We start from the raw sequence: 16383 nt of genomic DNA, 5'->3' as shown, positions 1-16383 counted from the left end.
CTCATGCGTACCCTCAAGACCCTGATCCTGGCCGCCTCGGCCCTGACCGCAGCCTCGGCCGCCCACGCGGCCGAGCCCGTCACGAAGCCGACGACCACTTGGGCCTATTCGGCCAAGACCGCCGTCGGCGCCTCGTACGAGGCCTATGTCGACGGCGCCTACAAGGACGGCGGCCCGACCGGCGCGGTGTCGAAGGTGTGGTTCTCGGTCGCCGACGGCGTGCTGACCGAAACCATGTACGGCCTGATCCACGAGGCCCAGATCAAGCAGATGCGGATCGCCGTGAAGACCGCCGACGGTCTCGTGGTCGAGGGGCGCGACACGACGGCCAGGACTGAATATCTGTATACGGATAAAAAGGGTCGGCCGCTGTCGCCGGCCTACAAGATCACCACCACCGACAAGGCCGGCCGCTTCGTCATCGAGAAGCGGATCTTCACCGATCCCGACCGTCACGCCCTGTTCCTGCGGGTGACCATCAAGCCGCTGAAGGGCTCGGTGACGCCGTTCCTGGTGCTGGAACCGCACATGGCCAACACTGGCGGAAACGACGTCGGCTCGGCCGGCGCTCAGGCCCTGACGGCCGGCGAGGGCAAGGTGTACCTGACCCTGCGCGGCGACCGCCCGTTCGCCAAGGCGACCGCGGCCAAGCTGGAGGGCAATGACGCTCTGAAAATCCTCGGCGACGACGGCGTGCTCTCGGGCGGCTCGGAGGCCAAGGGCGCGATCGTGCTGGCCGCCCAGCTGCCGACCCAGGCCTCGGGCGCAGCCACCTACGACTTCGCCATCGGCTTCGGCGCCGATCCGGGCGCTTCGGCCCAGACGGCCATGGCCAGCCTGAAGACCGGCTATGACGAGGTGCTGGCCCGCTACAACGGCGAGGGTGAACGCGTCGGCTGGGCCGACTACATCGCCTCGCTCTCGCAGCTGCCGCGCGTGGCCAAGGAAAGCGCCGACGGCGGCAAGCTGGCCTATGCCAGCGCCCTGATGCTGAAGGTGCAGGAAGACCGCACCTATGCCGGCGCCTTGATCGCCTCGCTGTCGAACCCCTGGGGCGACACGGTCGACGCTTCCAAGCCCTCGACCGGCTACAAGGCCGTGTGGCCGCGCGACTTCTACCAGTGCGCCATGGCCCTGGCGGCCCTGGGCGACAAGGAAACGCCGCTGGCGGCCTTCCACTATCTGCCCACCGTGCAGGTCGGCGAGAAGACCCCGGGCAACAAGGGCGCGGGCGGCTGGTTCCTGCAGAAGTCGGAGGTGGACGGCACGCCCGAGTGGGTCGGCGTCCAGCTGGACCAGACGGCCATGCCGATCATGCTGGGCTGGAAGCTGTGGAAGCTGGGCTGGCTCTCCGAGCCGGACCTCAAGGCCTATTACGCCCGCATGATCAAGCCGGCCGCCGACTTCCTGGTCGACGGCGGCAAGGTCGGCATCGGCTGGAACAAGGCCACGATCGTCCCGCCCTACACCCAGCAGGAGCGCTGGGAGGAGCAGGACGGCCACTCGCCCTCGACCACGGCCGCGGTGATCGCGGGCCTGGTCACCGCCGGCGAGATCGCGGACCTGGCCGGCGACGCCAAGTCGGGCGACCGCTATCGCGAAACCGCCGACGCCTATTCGGCCAAGGTCGAGGCGCGGATGTTCACCACCAGCGGCAAGTTCGGCGACGGCAGCTACTTCATGCGCCTGAACAAGAACGAGGATCCCAACGACAAGGCCCCGATCGGCGCGGCCAACGGCCAGATCGCCCCGCCTGAGGACGAGGTCGTCGACGGCGGGTTCCTCGAACTGGTCCGCTACGGCGTCCGCCGGGCCGACGACAGCCACATCGTCGGCAGCCTGCCGGAGCTGGACGACACGGCCCGTGAGGACATGTACCGCGTGCGCTACGACTTCAGCTTCCCGGGCGTGAAGGGGCAATTCCCTGGCTGGCGGCGCTATGACGTCGACGGCTATGGCGAGGACGCCAAGACCGGCGGCAACTATGGCGAGGGCGGGGAAATGAGCCCAGGCCAGCGCGGCCGGGTGTGGCCGATCTTCACCGGCGAGCGCGGGCATTACGAGCTGGCCCTGGCCGCCGAGAAGGGCAAGCCCTCCAAGGCCCAGATCGCCGCCATCCGCGCCCGCTACGTCAAGGGCATCGAACTCTTCGCCAATGACGGCCTGCTGATCCCCGAACAGGTGTGGGACGGCGTCGGCGCCAAGACCCGCCACCCGTACGTGACCGGTGAGGGCACGGATTCGGCGACGCCCCTGGCCTGGTCGCACGCCGAGTACCTGAAGCTGCTGCGCTCGCTGGCCGACGGCCAGGTCTGGGACCGCTACGAGCCGGTGGCGGCGCGGTACGCGAAGTAGGGAAGGGGCGTTTGCCCCGGGCGCGGCGTCGGCTAGAGGGATCGCATTCACGCCTGGCGAATGATCCTCGTCCGACAAGCTCAGGATGAGGATCATTTCAAAGGCCCGAGCGGCAGAAAAACCTCATTCTGAGCTTGTCGAAGGACGAGGTTTTCGTCTCAAGTTCGGAATGTCGATCCGTTCTAGCGCCCCGGGAGGAACGCCATGACCGGTCAGCCGATCACGCTGAGGCTGCGCATCCAGGACCCCGTGCCTGGCGTCGCCTACAGTCTGCAGGACAAGAAGAACCACCCCGTCGGACCGGTGATCGCCGGCGACGGACCGCTGGCCTTCGATGTGCCGTTGCGCGTCGCGCCGGGTCCGCGGTTCCTGGGCGAGTACGTCCGCAGCGAAGGGCCCAGCCGGCGGTTCGTCTATATCGCCATTGGAACCTCGGCCGGCCAGCACGCCTCGACCTGGAGCCGGCGGGCCAAGATCGACATCCACACCATCCCGGCCGACCTGCTGGCGCGGGCCCTGGAGGGCGCGGTGCTCGAGGTCCTGCTGCCCGGCCGCGCCAAGGACGGCGGCCCGGCCTGCGCCACCGTGGTTCCTCTGGAGGGCTGGCGGATGGCCGGCTGACGCCCGCCTTCCTTGCGCCCCCGATTCCGTCTAAGAACGGAGCATGAACGACGCCGTCGACCCCTACCTGATCCTCGCCCTGGTGTTTTTGCTTGCCGCCGCTGGCGCGTTGGTGTGGGCGATCGTGGCGCAGCGCAAGGCGGCCGCCGCCCAGCAGGAGACCTGGCGGCTGAGCGCCCAGCTGGAGCAGGCGCTGGAGCGCCACCGCATGCTGGAAGACCAGTCGGCCACCCAGATCGAACTGATCCGCGCCCAGGCCGAAAAGAGCGCCCAGGCCGTGGCCGAGCAGCTGATCAAGCGGGCCGACGAGAACGCCAAGAGCCGCGACCAGCTGACCCACGCGCGCCTCGAGGCCCAACTGAAGCCGGTGGCCGAGACCCTGGCCAAGTTCGAGGCCCAGGTCACCGCCGTCGAGAAGGTGCGCGCCGAGGAGACCGGCGGCCTCAAGGCCCAGATCGCCGCCCTGATGGAGGCCTCGACCGCCACCCAGGCCGAGGCCCGCAAGCTGTCGGCCGCCCTGCGCCGCGGGGCAGGCGTGCAGGGTCGCTGGGGCGAGCAGATGCTGCGCAACGTGTTGGAGATGGCCGGCCTCAAGCACGGCGTCGACTTCACCGAGCAGGTGTCGCTGGACGGCGGCCGCGTGCGTCCCGACGTGGTGGTGCGCATGCCGCGCAACGCCGCCTTCGTCATCGACGCCAAGTGCTCTCTGAACGCCTATCTGGAAGCCCAGGACGCGCCTGACGACGTCACCCGCGAGGCCGCCTATCTGCGCCACGCCGCAAGCTTGCGCGCCCACATCCAGTCGCTGTCGGCCAAGGCCTATTGGGACGCCCTGGAGGTCTCGCCCGACTTCGTGGCGATGTTCGTGCCCGGCGACGGCATCCTGGCCGCCGCCCTGGAGCGCGCGCCCGAGTTGATGACCGAGGCGATGGAAAAGCGGGTGATCATCGCCACGCCCTCGACCCTGTTCGCCCTCTGCAAGGCCGTGTCCTACGGCTGGCGCGTCGAGGAGCAGGCCAAGAACGCCGTCGAGGTCGCCGCCCTGGGCCGCGAGCTCTACAAGCGCGTCGCCGACATGGGCGGCCACGTGGCCGGCATGGGCCGCTCGCTGTCGGCCGCCGTCGACAAGTACAACGCCTTCGTCGGCTCGCTGGAAAGCCGGGTGCTGCCCAAGGCCCGCGAGTTCGAGAAGCTGAAGGTCGAGCACGGCGGCAAGGGCATCGAGGAACTGGCCGGCGTCGACACCGCCGTGCGGCCGGTCACCAAGCTGGAAATCTCAGACGCCTCAAACGGTTCTGGCGACGGGGTGGGACAAAACCCCGCCTTGACCCTTGGAAACGGGACGCCTACCTGAGTCCCGTTATGGCTATCCGTCGCATCCTCACCATCGATAACGCCGCCGACCTGGCGACGCTGAAGAAGATCTCCACGCCCGTCGAGGCCGTCACCGACGAGGTGCGCGCCCTGATGGATGACATGCTGGAGACCATGTACGACGCGCCCGGCATCGGCCTGGCCGCCGTGCAGATCGGCGAGCCCGTGCGCATCATCGTCATGGACCTGGCCCGCGAGGACGAGGAGCCGGCGCCGCGCTACTTCATCAATCCCGAGCTGTTCGATCCGTCGGAAGAGCTGTTCGTCTACGAAGAGGGCTGCCTGTCGGTGCCGGAATATTTCGACGCCGTCGAACGCCCGGCCCGCATCAAGGTGCGCTACCTGAACTATCAGGGCGAGAAGGTCGAAGAAGAGGCCGAGGGCCTGTTCGCCGTCTGCATCCAGCACGAGATGGATCACCTGGAAGGCGTGCTGTTCATCGACCACCTGTCTCGCCTGCGCCGCGACCGGGCGATGGCCAAGGCCAAGAAGGTCGCCCGGGTGGCCTGACCGCCGCCATATCGAGTTTCAGAAGAGCCCCGGCCCCAAAGACCGGGGCTTTTTCTTTGATCCTCCCCCTCTGGGGGAGGTGGCCCGCAGGGCCGGAGGGGGAACGTTTTCAGCTGCCGCTGAACCGGTCGATCATCGCACCACACCCCTCTCCGTCGGCTTCGCCGCCATCTCTCCCTTCAGGGAGAGGGTTCCCCCGCGCAGCTTCCCGCGCTAACCCGCATCCCGATGCCCCAGTCCGTACGCACCGCCTATCGGGAGCGTCTCGCCGCCGGCGAGATCCGTCCCGACGTCGCCCAGGCCGCCGCCATCGACGCCCTGGCCCGTCTCGAGTCCGACCTCGACAACGCCGGCGAGCCCAGCTTCTCGTTCTTCGGCCGCAAGCCCAAGAGCCAGCGCGGGCTCTACATCTGGGGCCCGGTCGGGCGCGGCAAGTCGATGGTCATGGACCTGTTCTTCGACAGCGCACCGGTGCACCGCAAGCGCCGCGTCCACTTCCACGTCTTCATGGCCGAGGTGCACGGCCACATCGACGCCTGGCGCAAGGGCGATGCTTCTGAGCGGAAAGCGCGCTTCGGCCGCCACAAGGGCGACGACCCGATCGCGCCGACCGCCGAGTTCATCGCCGGCGAGGCGAGGCTGCTCTGCTTCGACGAGTTGCAGGTCACCGACATCGCCGACGCCATGATCCTGGGGCGGCTGTTCGAGGCGCTGTTCGCCGAGGGGGTCACGCTGGTCGCCACCTCCAACCGCCCGCCCGACGACCTCTACAAGGACGGCCTCAACCGCCAGCTCTTCACCCCCTTCATCGCCATGCTGAAGGAGAAGATGGAGGTGGTGGCCGTGCGTGGGCCGGTCGACTTCCGCCTCGACCGCCTGCGGGCCGGCCGCACCTGGCTGTCGCCGGTCGACAAGGCTGCCGAGGCCGAGTTCGACAAGCTCTGGTTCGACATGCTGGGCGGCGCCGAGGAGACCGGCGCGACCCTGGAGGTGATGGGCCGCAAGCTGCGCCTGCCGCGCGCCGCCGGCGGCCTGGTGCGCAGCTCGTTCGCCAGCCTGTGCCAGCAGGCGCTGGGGCCGCAGGACTACCTGGCCCTGGCCGAGCGCTTCCACACCATCTTCCTGGAAGACATTCCGCTGCTCGTCCCGGAGAAGCGCGACGCGGCCAAGCGCTTCAACACCCTGATCGACGCCCTCTACGAGGCCGACGCCAAGCTGGTGGCCCTGGCCGCCGGCGAGCCCGAGGCGCTGTACCCGGCCGGCGACGGCTCGTTCGAGTTCGAGCGCACGGTCTCGCGCCTGCAGGAGATGCGTTCGGCGGACTATGTGGGGCGGGTGCGGGACTAGACTCCAAACCCCTCTTCCATAGGGAGAGGGTCCGATTTTTCAGAACACCCTATCCAGCGACACCGTGAACCGGCAGGCCAGCCCTTCCAGCGCGTAGTCGATCGCCACCTGCCCGCGCAGCTCAGCGCCGATGCTGCGTTCGATCAGGCGCGAGCCGAAGCCCCGGCGGCTGGGGGCGGACACGGGCGGGCCGCCGGCCTCGCGCCATTCGAAGCTCAGCATGCCCGGCGGCTCCTCGCGCCAGGTCAGCAGCAGGCGGCCGGTCTCGGTGCTCAGCGCGCCGTACTTGGCGGCGTTGGTGGCCAGTTCGTGGAACACCATGCCCAGCGACAGGGCCACGCGGGCGGGCAGGTTGAGGTCTGGGCCGTCCATGACGATGCGCGCCGGATCGTAGGGCGCCAGTTCCTGCCCGAGGATCTGGCGCAGGCCCGCGCCCGCCCACTGGCTGTCGGTCAGGGCGTTGTGGGTCTGCGACAGCGCCAGCAGCCGGGCTTCGAAGGCGCGGGCGAAGGCCTCCGGCGTCAGGGCGCCGCGCAGGGTCTGGCGGGCGATGGCCTGCACCGTGGCCAGGGTGTTCTTGACGCGATGGTTCAGCTCGTCGAGCAGCAGGCGCTGCTGCTCGCCGGCCAGCACCTTGTCCGTAACGTCCGAACCCTCGACCAGCACGCCGGAGACCGAGCCGTCCGGCTCTATGATCGGCTGGTAGATGAAGTCGAGGAAGCGGTCCTCCAGCGGCCCGTCAGGCTTGCGCTGCAACGCGATCTTGATCTCGCGGCCGATGAAGGCCTCGGCCGTGGCGGTCACCCGGTCGAGCAGGGTCACGAAGCCTTGCTCCACGACCTCTGGCAGGGCCTCGCGCAGCGGCAGGCCGACTACGTCGCGCCAGCCGATCAGCTGGGTGTAGGCGTTGTTGACCAGGTCGAAGCGGTGCTCGGGCCCGCGGAGCACGGCCATGAAGCTGGGGGCCTGCATGAACAGGCGCCGCAGGTCGTCGTTCTGGGCCCCGGCCGCCCCGGCCCGCAGCAGCACGTCGTCCTGAAGCATGGCCATCTCGCCCCGGCCGAACGCCACCTCCTTCAGGCGCTGGATGGCGGTGACGTCCTGGGTGTGCTGGACGATGTAGGCGGTCCTGCCGTCGGGACCGGGAATCGGGGTGTGGGTGGCGCTCCAGATGCGGTCCTCGAACCCGCCGCCCAGGTGGTCGGGGCGCTCGATGGCGTAGGGGATCAGCGGCAGGTGGTCGACCTTGCCGCTGTCGCGGGCCCGCAGCAGCGACTCCTCGAGACGGGCGCGCGACTCGCCCTCGGCGGGGAAGGCCTCGAACACGTGGACGCCGGCGATGCTTTCCCACGGACGGGCGACGGCGCTCAGATAGGCCTGGTTGGCGGCCACGTACCGCAGGTCGCGGTCCAGCATCATGTATGGCGTCGGCAGACGATCGAACACCGTCGCGAAATCGATCGGCCCAGTCATCGCCTGAATGTCATCGCCTGAAGGTCATCCCCCGCTCAACAGCCAGCGATAACGCAAGCTTTGCTAGAGAGGTTCCTTCATTCTCCCGTCGGGTGAAATGCGAACGTATCTCAAGTAACGGCCGTTTCGTTGACACCCCGGCGCTCGCGCTTAAAAGCGTCCCGCAACGCACAAATCCACAGGTTGGACGTAAAAATGACCGAGACGAGCCGGGGGCTCCCTGAGCGTCCGCTGTCGCCGCACCTCCAGGTCTGGCGCTGGCACATCACCATGGCGTGCTCGATCCTGCACCGCGCCAGCCTGTTCGCCCTCTATGTCGGCGTCCTCCTGCTGGCCGGCTGGGCCCTGGCCCTGGCCTCGGGCCCCGACCACTACGCCTGCTACACCGACGTGCTGGGCTCGCCGCTGGGCAAGCTGGTGCTGTTCGGCATCACGGTCGCGGTCTTCTACAACGTCGCCTACATCGTCCGTCAGAGCTTCTGGGACCTGGGCAAGGGCTTCGATCCGAAGACGGCCAACCTGACCGGCGTGGTCGTGATCGCGTTCGCGGTCGCCGCCGCCGTCGTCACCTGGATCATCGCCCTCGCGACCGGAGCGATCTGACCATGAGCACCTCCAAGAGCCAATTCCGCACCCCGCTGTCGCGCGCGCGCGGCCTGGGCGCCTCGCACCATGGCGTGGGCCACTTCATCTCCGAGCGCGTCTCGGGCCTCGCCCTCGTGCCGCTGTTCATCTGGGGCGCCTTCGCCGGCATCCGCCTGGCCGGTTCGGACTTCGACACCGTCGCCGCCTGGGTGGCGATCCCGATCAACGCCGTCCTGCTGTCGCTGCTGTTCATCGCGCTGCTGGTTCACCTGAAGAACGCCATCCAGGTGGTCATCGAGGACTATGTCGAGGCGTTCGCCCCGAAGGCCGCCCTCGTCATCGGCAACCTCTTCGTCTGCATGCTCGCGGGCGCCGCCGGGATCGTCTCGATCCTGAAGATCGCCTTCACCGGAGCCCTTTGATGTCGGCCTATACGTTCATCGACCACAAGTTCGACGTCGTCGTCGTGGGCGCCGGCGGCTCGGGCCTCCGCGCCGCGCTCGGCGCCGCGCAAGCCGGCCTCAAGACCGCCTGCATCACCAAGGTGTTCCCGACCCGCAGCCACACCGTGGCGGCCCAGGGCGGCATCTCGGCCTCGCTCGGCAACATGGGCCAGGACGACTGGCGCTGGCACATGTTCGACACCGTCAAGGGTTCGGACTGGCTGGGCGACCAGGACGCCATCGAGTACCTGACCCGCAACGCTCCGGCGGCGGTCTATGAACTCGAGCACTGGGGCGTGCCGTTCTCGCGCACGGCCGAGGGCAAGATCTACCAGCGCGCCTTCGGCGGCATGACCAAGAACTTCGGCGAAGGCCCGATCCAGCGCACCTGCGCCGCGGCCGACCGCACCGGTCACGCCATGCTGCACACGATGTACGGCCAGTCGCTGGCCCACGACACCGAGTTCTTCATCGAGTACTTCGCCCTCGACCTGATCATGGAAGACGGCGCCTGCCGCGGCGTGACCGCGTGGAAGCTCGACGACGGCACCCTGCACCGCTTCCAGGCCCAGACCGTGATCCTGGCTACCGGCGGCTATGGCCGGGCCTACTTCTCGGCCACCTCGGCCCACACCTGCACGGGCGACGGCAACGCCATGGCGCTGCGCGCCGGCCTGCCGCTGCAGGACATGGAATTCGTGCAGTTCCACCCCACCGGCATCTACGGCGCCGGCTGCCTGATCACCGAAGGCGCCCGCGGCGAAGGCGGCTACCTGACCAACTCGGAAGGCGAGCGCTTCATGGAGCGCTACGCCCCGTCGGTTAAGGACCTGGCGCCCCGCGACATGGTCAGCCGCGCGATGACCATCGAGATCCGCGAAGGCCGCGGCGTTGGTCCCAACAAGGACCACATCTTCCTGCACCTCGACCACCTGGATCCGAAGATCCTGGCCGAGCGCCTGCCGGGCATCTCGGAGACGGCGAAGGTGTTCGCCGGCGTCGACGTGACCAAGGCCCCGATCCCGGTGCTGCCGACCGTCCACTACAACATGGGCGGCATTCCGACGAACTACCACGGCGAAGTGGTGACCAAGGCCGGCGACAATCCCGACCAGGTGATCCCGGGCCTGATGGCCGTGGGTGAAGCCGCCTGCGTGTCGGTGCACGGCGCCAACCGCCTGGGTTCGAACTCGCTGATCGATCTGGTGGTGTTCGGCCGCGCGGCCGGCCTGCGCTGCGCCGAGACCCTGGTCCCGGGCGCCAAGCAGCCGGAACTGAAGGCCAGCCAGACCGAAGCGCACATCGAGCGCTTCGACCGCATGCGCAACGCCAACGGCTCGACCCCGACCGCCGAACTGCGCCTCGAAATGCAGAAGGCGATGCAGGAAGACGCCGCCGTGTTCCGCACCGGCGAAAGCCTGGACAGCGGCGTGGCCCGCCTGCAGGCCGTCTGGGACAAGAAGGGCGACGTGAAGGTCTCCGACCGCGGTCTGGTGTGGAACACCGACCTCATGGAGACCCTCGAGTTCGACAACCTCATCGGCCAGGCGGTCGTGACGGTAAACGGCGCGGCCAACCGCACCGAGAGCCGCGGCGCCCACGCCCGCGAGGACTTCTCCGAGCGCAACGACACCGAGTGGATGAAGCACACCCTGGCCTGGCTCGACAACGAGACCGGCAAGGTCAGCATCGATTTCCGTCCGGTGCACAACTACACGATGTCGACCGACATCGATTACATCCCGCCGAAGCAACGGGTTTACTAGGGGAACGCAGATGGTCCAGCTCTCTCTTCCCAAGAACTCCCGCGTCCAGAGCGGCAAGCACTGGCCCGCTCCGGCCGGCGCCAAGAACGTGCGCTCGTTCAAGATCTACCGCTACGATCCCGAAACCGGGATGAACCCGCGGTGGGACACCTATGACGTCGACGTCGACGCCTGCGGTCCCATGGTCCTGGACGCGCTGCTCTACATCAAGAACACCATCGATCCGACCCTGGCCTTCCGCCGGTCGTGCCGCGAGGGTGTCTGCGGTTCGTGCGCGATGAACATCGGCGGCCGCAACACCCTGGCCTGCACGCACGGTCACTCGGAGACCCCGGGCAAGGCCGTGCAGATCAGCCCGCTGCCGCACGTGCCGGTGGTCAAGGACCTGATCCCGGACCTGACGCTGTTCTACGCCCAATACGCCTCGATCGAGCCGTGGCTGCACACCACGACCCCCGAGCCGCAGAAGGAATGGCGCCAGGCTCCGGAAGACCGCGAGAAGCTCGACGGTCTCTACGAGTGCATCCTGTGCGCCTGCTGCTCGACCTCGTGCCCCAGCTACTGGTGGAACGGCGAGAAGTACCTGGGCCCGGCGGCCCTGCTGCACGCCTACCGCTGGCTGATCGACAGCCGCGATGAAGCCACCGGCGAGCGCCTCGACGACCTCGAGGACCCGTTCAAGCTCTATCGCTGCCACACGATCATGAACTGCGCCCAGGTCTGCCCGAAGGGGCTGAACCCGGCCAAGGCCATCGCCTCGATCAAGAAGATGCTGGTGGAGCGGGTGGTCTGACGACTGCCCGGGCCTTCGGTCTCGCCGCATTCCTGTGGGGCGCGGCCGAGGGCTTCCTGTTCTTCGTCGTTCCGGACGTGCTCATAAGCCTCGTCGCTCTGCGGCGAGGCTTTCGCATGGGGGCCATGGCCAGCCTGGCCGCAGCCCTGGGGGCGATGGTCGGCGGGGCGGCCATGTGGCTGTGGAGCGCCAATGCGCCCGGTCAGGCGCTGAAGGCGGTGGCGGCCGTGCCGTCGGTCTCCGACGCCATGATCGACAAGGCTAGGGGCGACATGGCCCGCGAGGGCTGGATCCTGGCCAGCCTGAAGGGACCGCTGACCTCGACGCCCTACAAGGTCTATGCGGCCCTGGCCCCGCAGGCGGGCGCCAGCCTGCCGGCCTTCGCCCCCGCGGCCCTGCCTGTTCGCCTGCCGCGCTTTCTGCTCGTGGCGGCGGCGTTTTCGCTGATCGGCGCCATGATGCGCAGGCGAGTGGGGCCAAAGACGCTGCTGGCCGTCTTCACGACGGGTTGGTTGCTGTTCTATGGCTGGTTCTGGATGACCCGTCCGGGCTAGCCGGATCGGCTTGCAAAAGATGACGGGGTCGTCAATTTTGTTCCGTGCGGGAGACAAACGCGTTGAGTGAAGCGGTCGTGAGCGATCCGAAGGCCAAGGTGGTGATCGTCGGCGCCGGCCATGCCGGCGGCTCGGCCGCCGCCTTCCTGCGCCAGTACGGCCACGAGGGCCCGATCGTGCTGATCGGCGAAGAGCCGCTGCTGCCCTACCAGCGCCCGCCGCTGTCCAAGGCCTGGCTGAAGGGCGAGGCCGACGCCGAGAGCCTCGCTCTGAAGCCGCAGGACTGGTACGCCGAGGCCAATGTCGCCCTGCGCCTGCAAGGCGTGGCGACCAGCCTCAACCGCGGCGACCGCACCGTGAGCCTCGCTTCGGGCGAGGTCATTACCTACGATTTCCTGATCCTTGCCACCGGCGCCCGCGCCCGCGAGCTGCCGATCCCTGGCGCGGACCTGGCCGGCGTGCTGGCCCTGCGCACGGCGGCCGACGCGGAAAGCCTGAAGGCCGCCCTGGGGCCGGCTAAGCGCCTGGCCGTGGTCGGCGGCGGCTATGTCGGCCTGGAGGCGGCGGCTTCCGCCCGTGCGCTGGGGGCCGAGGCCACCGTCATCGAGCGCGAGAGCCGCGTGCTGGCCCGAGTGGCCTGCGAGACCCTGTCGACCTTCTTCCAGGACTATCACGGCGCCCACGGCGTGACGTTCGAGCTGAACGCCAATGTCGAGGCCTTCGAGGGCGAGAACGGCCACGTCACCGGCGTGCGCCTGAAGGGCGGCGAGGTCGTGGCCTGCGACGCCGCCCTGGTCGGCGTCGGCGCCCATCCCAATGTCGAGCTGGCTCAGGACGCGGGCCTGGAGTGCACGGGCGGCATCGTCGTCGACCTGGAAGCCCGCACCAGCGACCCGCGCGTCTTCGCCATCGGCGACGTGACCCACCGGCCGCTGCCGCTGTACGAGCGCCAGTTCCGCCTCGAAAGCGTGCCCAACGCCCTGGAGCAGGCCAAGCAGGCCGCCGCCGCCATCGTCGGCCGCGCGGGCCCTTCGCCGGAAGTGCCGTGGTTCTGGTCCGACCAGTACGACCTGAAGCTCCAGATCGCCGGCCTGCCGTTCGACGCCGACAGCACCATCGTGCGCGGCGACGTGGCCGCCGCCAAATTCGCCGTCTTCCACCTCAAGGGCGACCTCGTCCAGGCCGTGGAAGCCGTCAACGCGCCGCCCGAGTTCATGGCCGGCAAACAATTGATCGCCAAGCGGACGCCCGTGTCTAAGACAAAGCTGTCCGATCCGGCGATATCCATGAAGGAAGTGGCGGCCTGAAGCCGCCCGAATAGTGCAGGGGAACCATGGTCAAGATCACCTACATCGAATTCGACGGGACCGAGCACGTCCTCGACGTCAAGCCGGGCCTGACGGTCATGGAAGGCGCGGTGAAGAACAACGTCCCGGGCATCGACGCCGACTGCGGCGGCGCCTGCGCCTGCGCGACCTGCCACGTCTATGTGGACGACGCCTGGACCGACAAGACCGGCGACAAGTCGGCCATGGAAGAGTCGATGCTCGATTTCGCCGAGAACGTCGAGCCCAACAGCCGCCTGTCCTGCCAGATCAAGGTCAGCGACGCCCTGGACGGCCTGGTCGTGCGCCTGCCGGAAAGCCAGCACTGATACTTGCCAGCACTGGGCAGGCGAGGGGATCTCAGCGGCTCGGGACGAGGCGCCGGATCCCCTCTTGCATTTCCAGGAGCGCCTCCAGGATGTGCTCGTCGCGGATCATCGCGCGCGTATAGGCCTCCACGCGCGGCAGCGCCTCGATCACATCGATCCCAAGGCGGCTGCCCGTGATCCGGGCGGCCAGCAGCACCGGCGCGATCGCGCAGTCGGCGTGAGACAGTGATCCGCCGACGGCGTAGGGGCCGTCTTCCAGCAGGTCGTCGAGCATGGACAGGGCGTCGGTCAGCTGCTCAAGCAGCCGACGGTTCTCGGTCGGGCTCTGGGGCGCAGCCAGCGCGACCATCGGCGGCATCAGGTAGAGATCGGCCACGCGCACCAGCTGCCGCGCCCGCGCGCGTTCCAGGACGCCGGCGGGCAGCAGCGGGCGCGCCTGGGGGAAGAGCTCCTCCAGAAGCTCCAGGATGACGGCCGACTCCCACACCGCCTCGCCGTCGTCGAGGATCAGCACCGGCACGCGGCCCGTCGGGCTGATGTCGCGAAACCGCCGGTCTTGGGGCCAGCCCGACGGCGGCGGGACGATCTCGACGTCCAGGCCCTTGGCCCGGAGCGCGATCCTGACCCGGGTCGCGAACGGCGAGGCCGGAAGGCTGATCAGCTGCATGGAAGGCCCCCTCTAATCTAGGGCGCGACCTTCGCGCGCTAGGGCGCGGCTTGCAACCGAAGGGCTCAGGCGCCCTTGGCGCTCGCCGCCACGGGCGCGGCGGCGATCGGGCCCTGGCTCAGGGTCGGATCCTGGGCGATCACCCGCCGGGCCAGGATTTCCGAGCCGCTGCCGGTCAGGTGGCCATAGTCGAACTGCACCGGATAGCCCTTGGGATCGATCTCCAGGCAATGGCCGGCGGGGCACATGGCCGAGGCCAGCGAGACGTAGCGGGCGCCCTTCTTGCGCGCCAGCTTGCCGATCTCGCGATCGACGCCGCTGACGTCGATGCGCTGCTCGTCGACGAAATCGGGGTCGTGCAGGCGGTCGGAGACGGCCAGCAGGCGGGGCAGGGGCGAGCGGTACTCGATGATCGGGCCGAACACGATGACGTCCAGGCCCTGGCCGCGCAGCCTGGTCAGGGTGGACTCCAGGCGCGGCAGGTCCTCGCGCTTCCAGCGGGCGGCCAGCACCACGGTGTCGACCTTGTGGGCCGGCAGGTAGTCGTCGAACATCCGGTCCATCAGCGCCACGCAGCGCTCCTCGGCCGAGCCGGGATGGGTCAGGGTCGGCTTGCAGCCCGAGGCGGTGGCCTGCATCACGTTGACGCCCGGCATGGCCTTGGCCAGGCCGTACCACAGGTGGGCGGCGTGGCTGTCGCCGATCAGCAGGTAGTCGCGGCGCTTGGGGTCCTGGCGCACGCACGCCATGTCGAAGTCGTCGACGGTCGAGCCCGACGGCAGGAAGCAGGTGCCCTCGCGCATCTGGCGGTGGCTCTTGTCGGTCAAGAGGTCGGCGATCTGCTGGACGCGCGGCGAGTAGCGGTAGGAGAGGCCGTGGTCGACCTGGCCGGCCGCGCCGACGGCGACCAGCACGGCCGCGGCCGCGCCGGCGGCCTGGAACAGCGCCTTGCGGGGCAGCTTCAGTGGTCCGACCCGGAACGGCCGCTCGATCAGCCACCACGAGATCGTCGCCAGCACCAGCGAGACTAGCACCGTGCCGAGCTTGATCGCCATGGCCGGGGCGCCGCCGAACAGGAAGCTGTTCATCTGGGCGCCGACCATCACCGGCCAGTGCCACAGGTACAGCGAGTAGGAGATCAGGCCGATGAACACCACCGGCCGCCACGACAGCAGGCGGCCCATCAGCGTCGGCCCCGTCTCGCCGGCGGCGATGACCAGGGCCGCGCCCAGGCAGGGCAGGATGGCGGCGGCGCCGGGGAAGGGCATCTGCTCGCGGTAGAAGAGCACCGCCGCGCCGATCATGGCCAGGCCCGAGAGGGCGGCGGCTTCCCGCAGCCAGGCGGCACGGATCTTCGGAACCATGCCCAGCGCCAGCACCGAGCCGATCATCAGCTCCCAGGCGCGGTTGTGCGGCAGGTAGAAGGCCGCGCTGGGCGCCAGGGCCACGCTGGCCACGGCGCTCGCGAACGAGGCGGCCATCAGGCCCCAGATGATCGGCTTCAGCCGGGTGGGGAACGCCCGCAGCAGGAACGACAGCAACAGCGGGAAGACGATGTAGAACTGCTCCTCCACCGACAGCGACCAGGTGTGCAGCAGGAGCTTGGTCGAGGAGTCGGAGTCGAAATAGCCGGCCTGCGTCCAGAAGAAGACGTTCGAGGCCGAGAACACCGCCGCGATCAGGCTGCGGGCGTATTCCAGCATCTCGCCGGGCAACAGGGTGAAATAGGCCAGCGCCGTGGCCGCGACCAGCACCGCCAGCAGGGCCGGCGCGATCCGCCGGACCCGCCGCTCGTAGAACCGCAGCAGCGAGAAGTCGCCCCGCGAGAGCTCGGCGAAGATGTTGCCGGTGATCAGGTAGCCGGAGATGACGAAGAACACGTCAACCCCAACGAAGCCGCCGGGCAGCTGGTTGAAGCCGGCGTGGAAGGCCACCACCGGCAGCACGGCCACGGCGCGCAGGCCGTCGATGTCCTTGCGGTACTGCATCTCGATCCCCGAAATCCGGATCAGCCGATCGCGCGCGTCCCGCCCCCGCGCGTCAACGTCAACCTTGGATCGAGGGGGATAGGGCCGGCTTGTGACCGTTGCTTGTTCGACCGGCGCGCAAGCTGTGGAAAGGTTGTGCAGTCAAAGCTTGGCCATTGAGGGTTGCGCGCGAGGCGCGCACATGCCGCATCGCTCCCGCCTCGCGGGCGCGCGAACGCGGCCCGAATGGGCGAGCCGATATTAGGAAGGGGGA

The 16383-nt window shown here is 68.8% G+C and carries 15 protein-coding genes; 12 read left to right on the top strand and 3 right to left on the bottom strand.

Features of this window, described 5'->3' with window-relative positions; translation table 11 throughout:
• Positions 1-3: 3 nt before the first annotated feature.
• The 5 genes from SGCZBJ_RS14200 to zapE all read left to right on the top strand — a co-directional run bounded on the left by SGCZBJ_RS14200 (position 4) and on the right by zapE (position 6207).
• Positions 4-2355: a glucan 1,4-alpha-glucosidase gene (locus tag SGCZBJ_RS14200; RefSeq protein WP_101718646.1), complete on the top strand. Its 2352-nt coding sequence runs from the start codon at positions 4-6 to the stop codon at positions 2353-2355.
• 204 nt (positions 2356-2559) lie between these two features.
• Positions 2560-2976 (top strand): DUF5990 family protein, encoded by a 417-nt coding sequence (locus SGCZBJ_RS14195; protein WP_101718645.1) that lies wholly within the window; start codon positions 2560-2562, stop codon positions 2974-2976.
• A 43-nt stretch (positions 2977-3019) separates the two neighbouring features.
• Entirely contained in the window at positions 3020-4330 is a 1311-nt protein-coding gene (locus SGCZBJ_RS14190; protein WP_101718644.1) for a DNA recombination protein RmuC, read from the top strand.
• A gap of 8 nt (positions 4331-4338) precedes the next feature.
• Entirely contained in the window at positions 4339-4860 is a 522-nt protein-coding gene (gene def / locus SGCZBJ_RS14185; protein WP_101718643.1) for a peptide deformylase, read from the top strand.
• A gap of 228 nt (positions 4861-5088) precedes the next feature.
• A complete protein-coding gene (gene zapE, locus SGCZBJ_RS14180; RefSeq protein ID WP_101718642.1) occupies positions 5089-6207 on the top strand; it encodes a cell division protein ZapE in 1119 nt (372 codons plus the stop codon).
• Positions 6208-6246: 39 nt separating this feature from the next.
• Here the strand turns inward: zapE and SGCZBJ_RS14175 are convergent, their stop codons facing one another.
• Positions 6247-7680 (bottom strand): sensor histidine kinase, encoded by a 1434-nt coding sequence (locus tag SGCZBJ_RS14175; protein WP_101718641.1) that lies wholly within the window; start codon positions 7678-7680, stop codon positions 6247-6249.
• Positions 7681-7875: 195 nt separating this feature from the next.
• Between SGCZBJ_RS14175 and sdhC the strand changes: the two genes are divergently transcribed.
• The 7 genes from sdhC (at position 7876) to SGCZBJ_RS14140 (ending at position 13475) form a co-directional block, all read left to right on the top strand.
• Positions 7876-8283, top strand: coding sequence for a succinate dehydrogenase, cytochrome b556 subunit (sdhC, locus tag SGCZBJ_RS14170; protein ID WP_101718640.1), 408 nt, complete (start codon positions 7876-7878; stop codon positions 8281-8283).
• A gap of 2 nt (positions 8284-8285) precedes the next feature.
• Positions 8286-8687, top strand: a complete 402-nt coding sequence (sdhD, locus tag SGCZBJ_RS14165; RefSeq protein WP_101718639.1) for a succinate dehydrogenase, hydrophobic membrane anchor protein — start codon at positions 8286-8288, stop codon at positions 8685-8687.
• Entirely contained in the window at positions 8687-10474 is a 1788-nt protein-coding gene (gene sdhA / locus SGCZBJ_RS14160) for a succinate dehydrogenase flavoprotein subunit (RefSeq protein WP_101718638.1), read from the top strand. Before sdhD ends, sdhA begins: the two co-directional genes overlap by 1 nt.
• A 10-nt stretch (positions 10475-10484) precedes the next feature.
• Positions 10485-11267 carry a succinate dehydrogenase iron-sulfur subunit gene (locus tag SGCZBJ_RS14155; RefSeq protein ID WP_101718637.1) on the top strand — a complete coding sequence of 261 codons (783 nt, stop codon included), beginning with the start codon at positions 10485-10487 and terminating at the stop codon, positions 11265-11267.
• Positions 11268-11383: 116 nt separating this feature from the next.
• On the top strand, positions 11384-11821 hold the full coding sequence (locus SGCZBJ_RS14150) for a hypothetical protein (RefSeq protein ID WP_101718636.1): 438 nt from the start codon (positions 11384-11386) through the stop codon (positions 11819-11821).
• A 77-nt stretch (positions 11822-11898) separates the two neighbouring features.
• Positions 11899-13128 carry an NAD(P)/FAD-dependent oxidoreductase gene (locus SGCZBJ_RS14145; RefSeq protein WP_101718635.1) on the top strand — a complete coding sequence of 410 codons (1230 nt, stop codon included), beginning with the start codon at positions 11899-11901 and terminating at the stop codon, positions 13126-13128.
• Between the two features lie 26 nt (positions 13129-13154).
• Positions 13155-13475 (top strand): 2Fe-2S iron-sulfur cluster-binding protein, encoded by a 321-nt coding sequence (locus tag SGCZBJ_RS14140; protein ID WP_101718634.1) that lies wholly within the window; start codon positions 13155-13157, stop codon positions 13473-13475.
• A 31-nt stretch (positions 13476-13506) separates the two neighbouring features.
• Here the strand turns inward: SGCZBJ_RS14140 and SGCZBJ_RS14135 are convergent, their stop codons facing one another.
• Both SGCZBJ_RS14135 and SGCZBJ_RS14130 read right to left on the bottom strand, forming a co-directional pair.
• Positions 13507-14142, bottom strand: coding sequence for a glutathione S-transferase family protein (locus SGCZBJ_RS14135; RefSeq protein ID WP_101718633.1), 636 nt, complete (start codon positions 14140-14142; stop codon positions 13507-13509).
• A gap of 65 nt (positions 14143-14207) precedes the next feature.
• Positions 14208-16130 (bottom strand): acyltransferase family protein, encoded by a 1923-nt coding sequence (locus SGCZBJ_RS14130; RefSeq protein ID WP_101718632.1) that lies wholly within the window; start codon positions 16128-16130, stop codon positions 14208-14210.
• Positions 16131-16383 lie beyond the last annotated feature (253 nt).

The sequence above is a fragment of the Caulobacter zeae genome (assembly GCF_002858925.1).
GTDB lineage: Bacteria > Pseudomonadota > Alphaproteobacteria > Caulobacterales > Caulobacteraceae > Caulobacter > Caulobacter zeae.
Note: the sequence above shows the minus strand (reverse complement) of the source record. Positions and strands in the feature narration are given on the sequence as shown.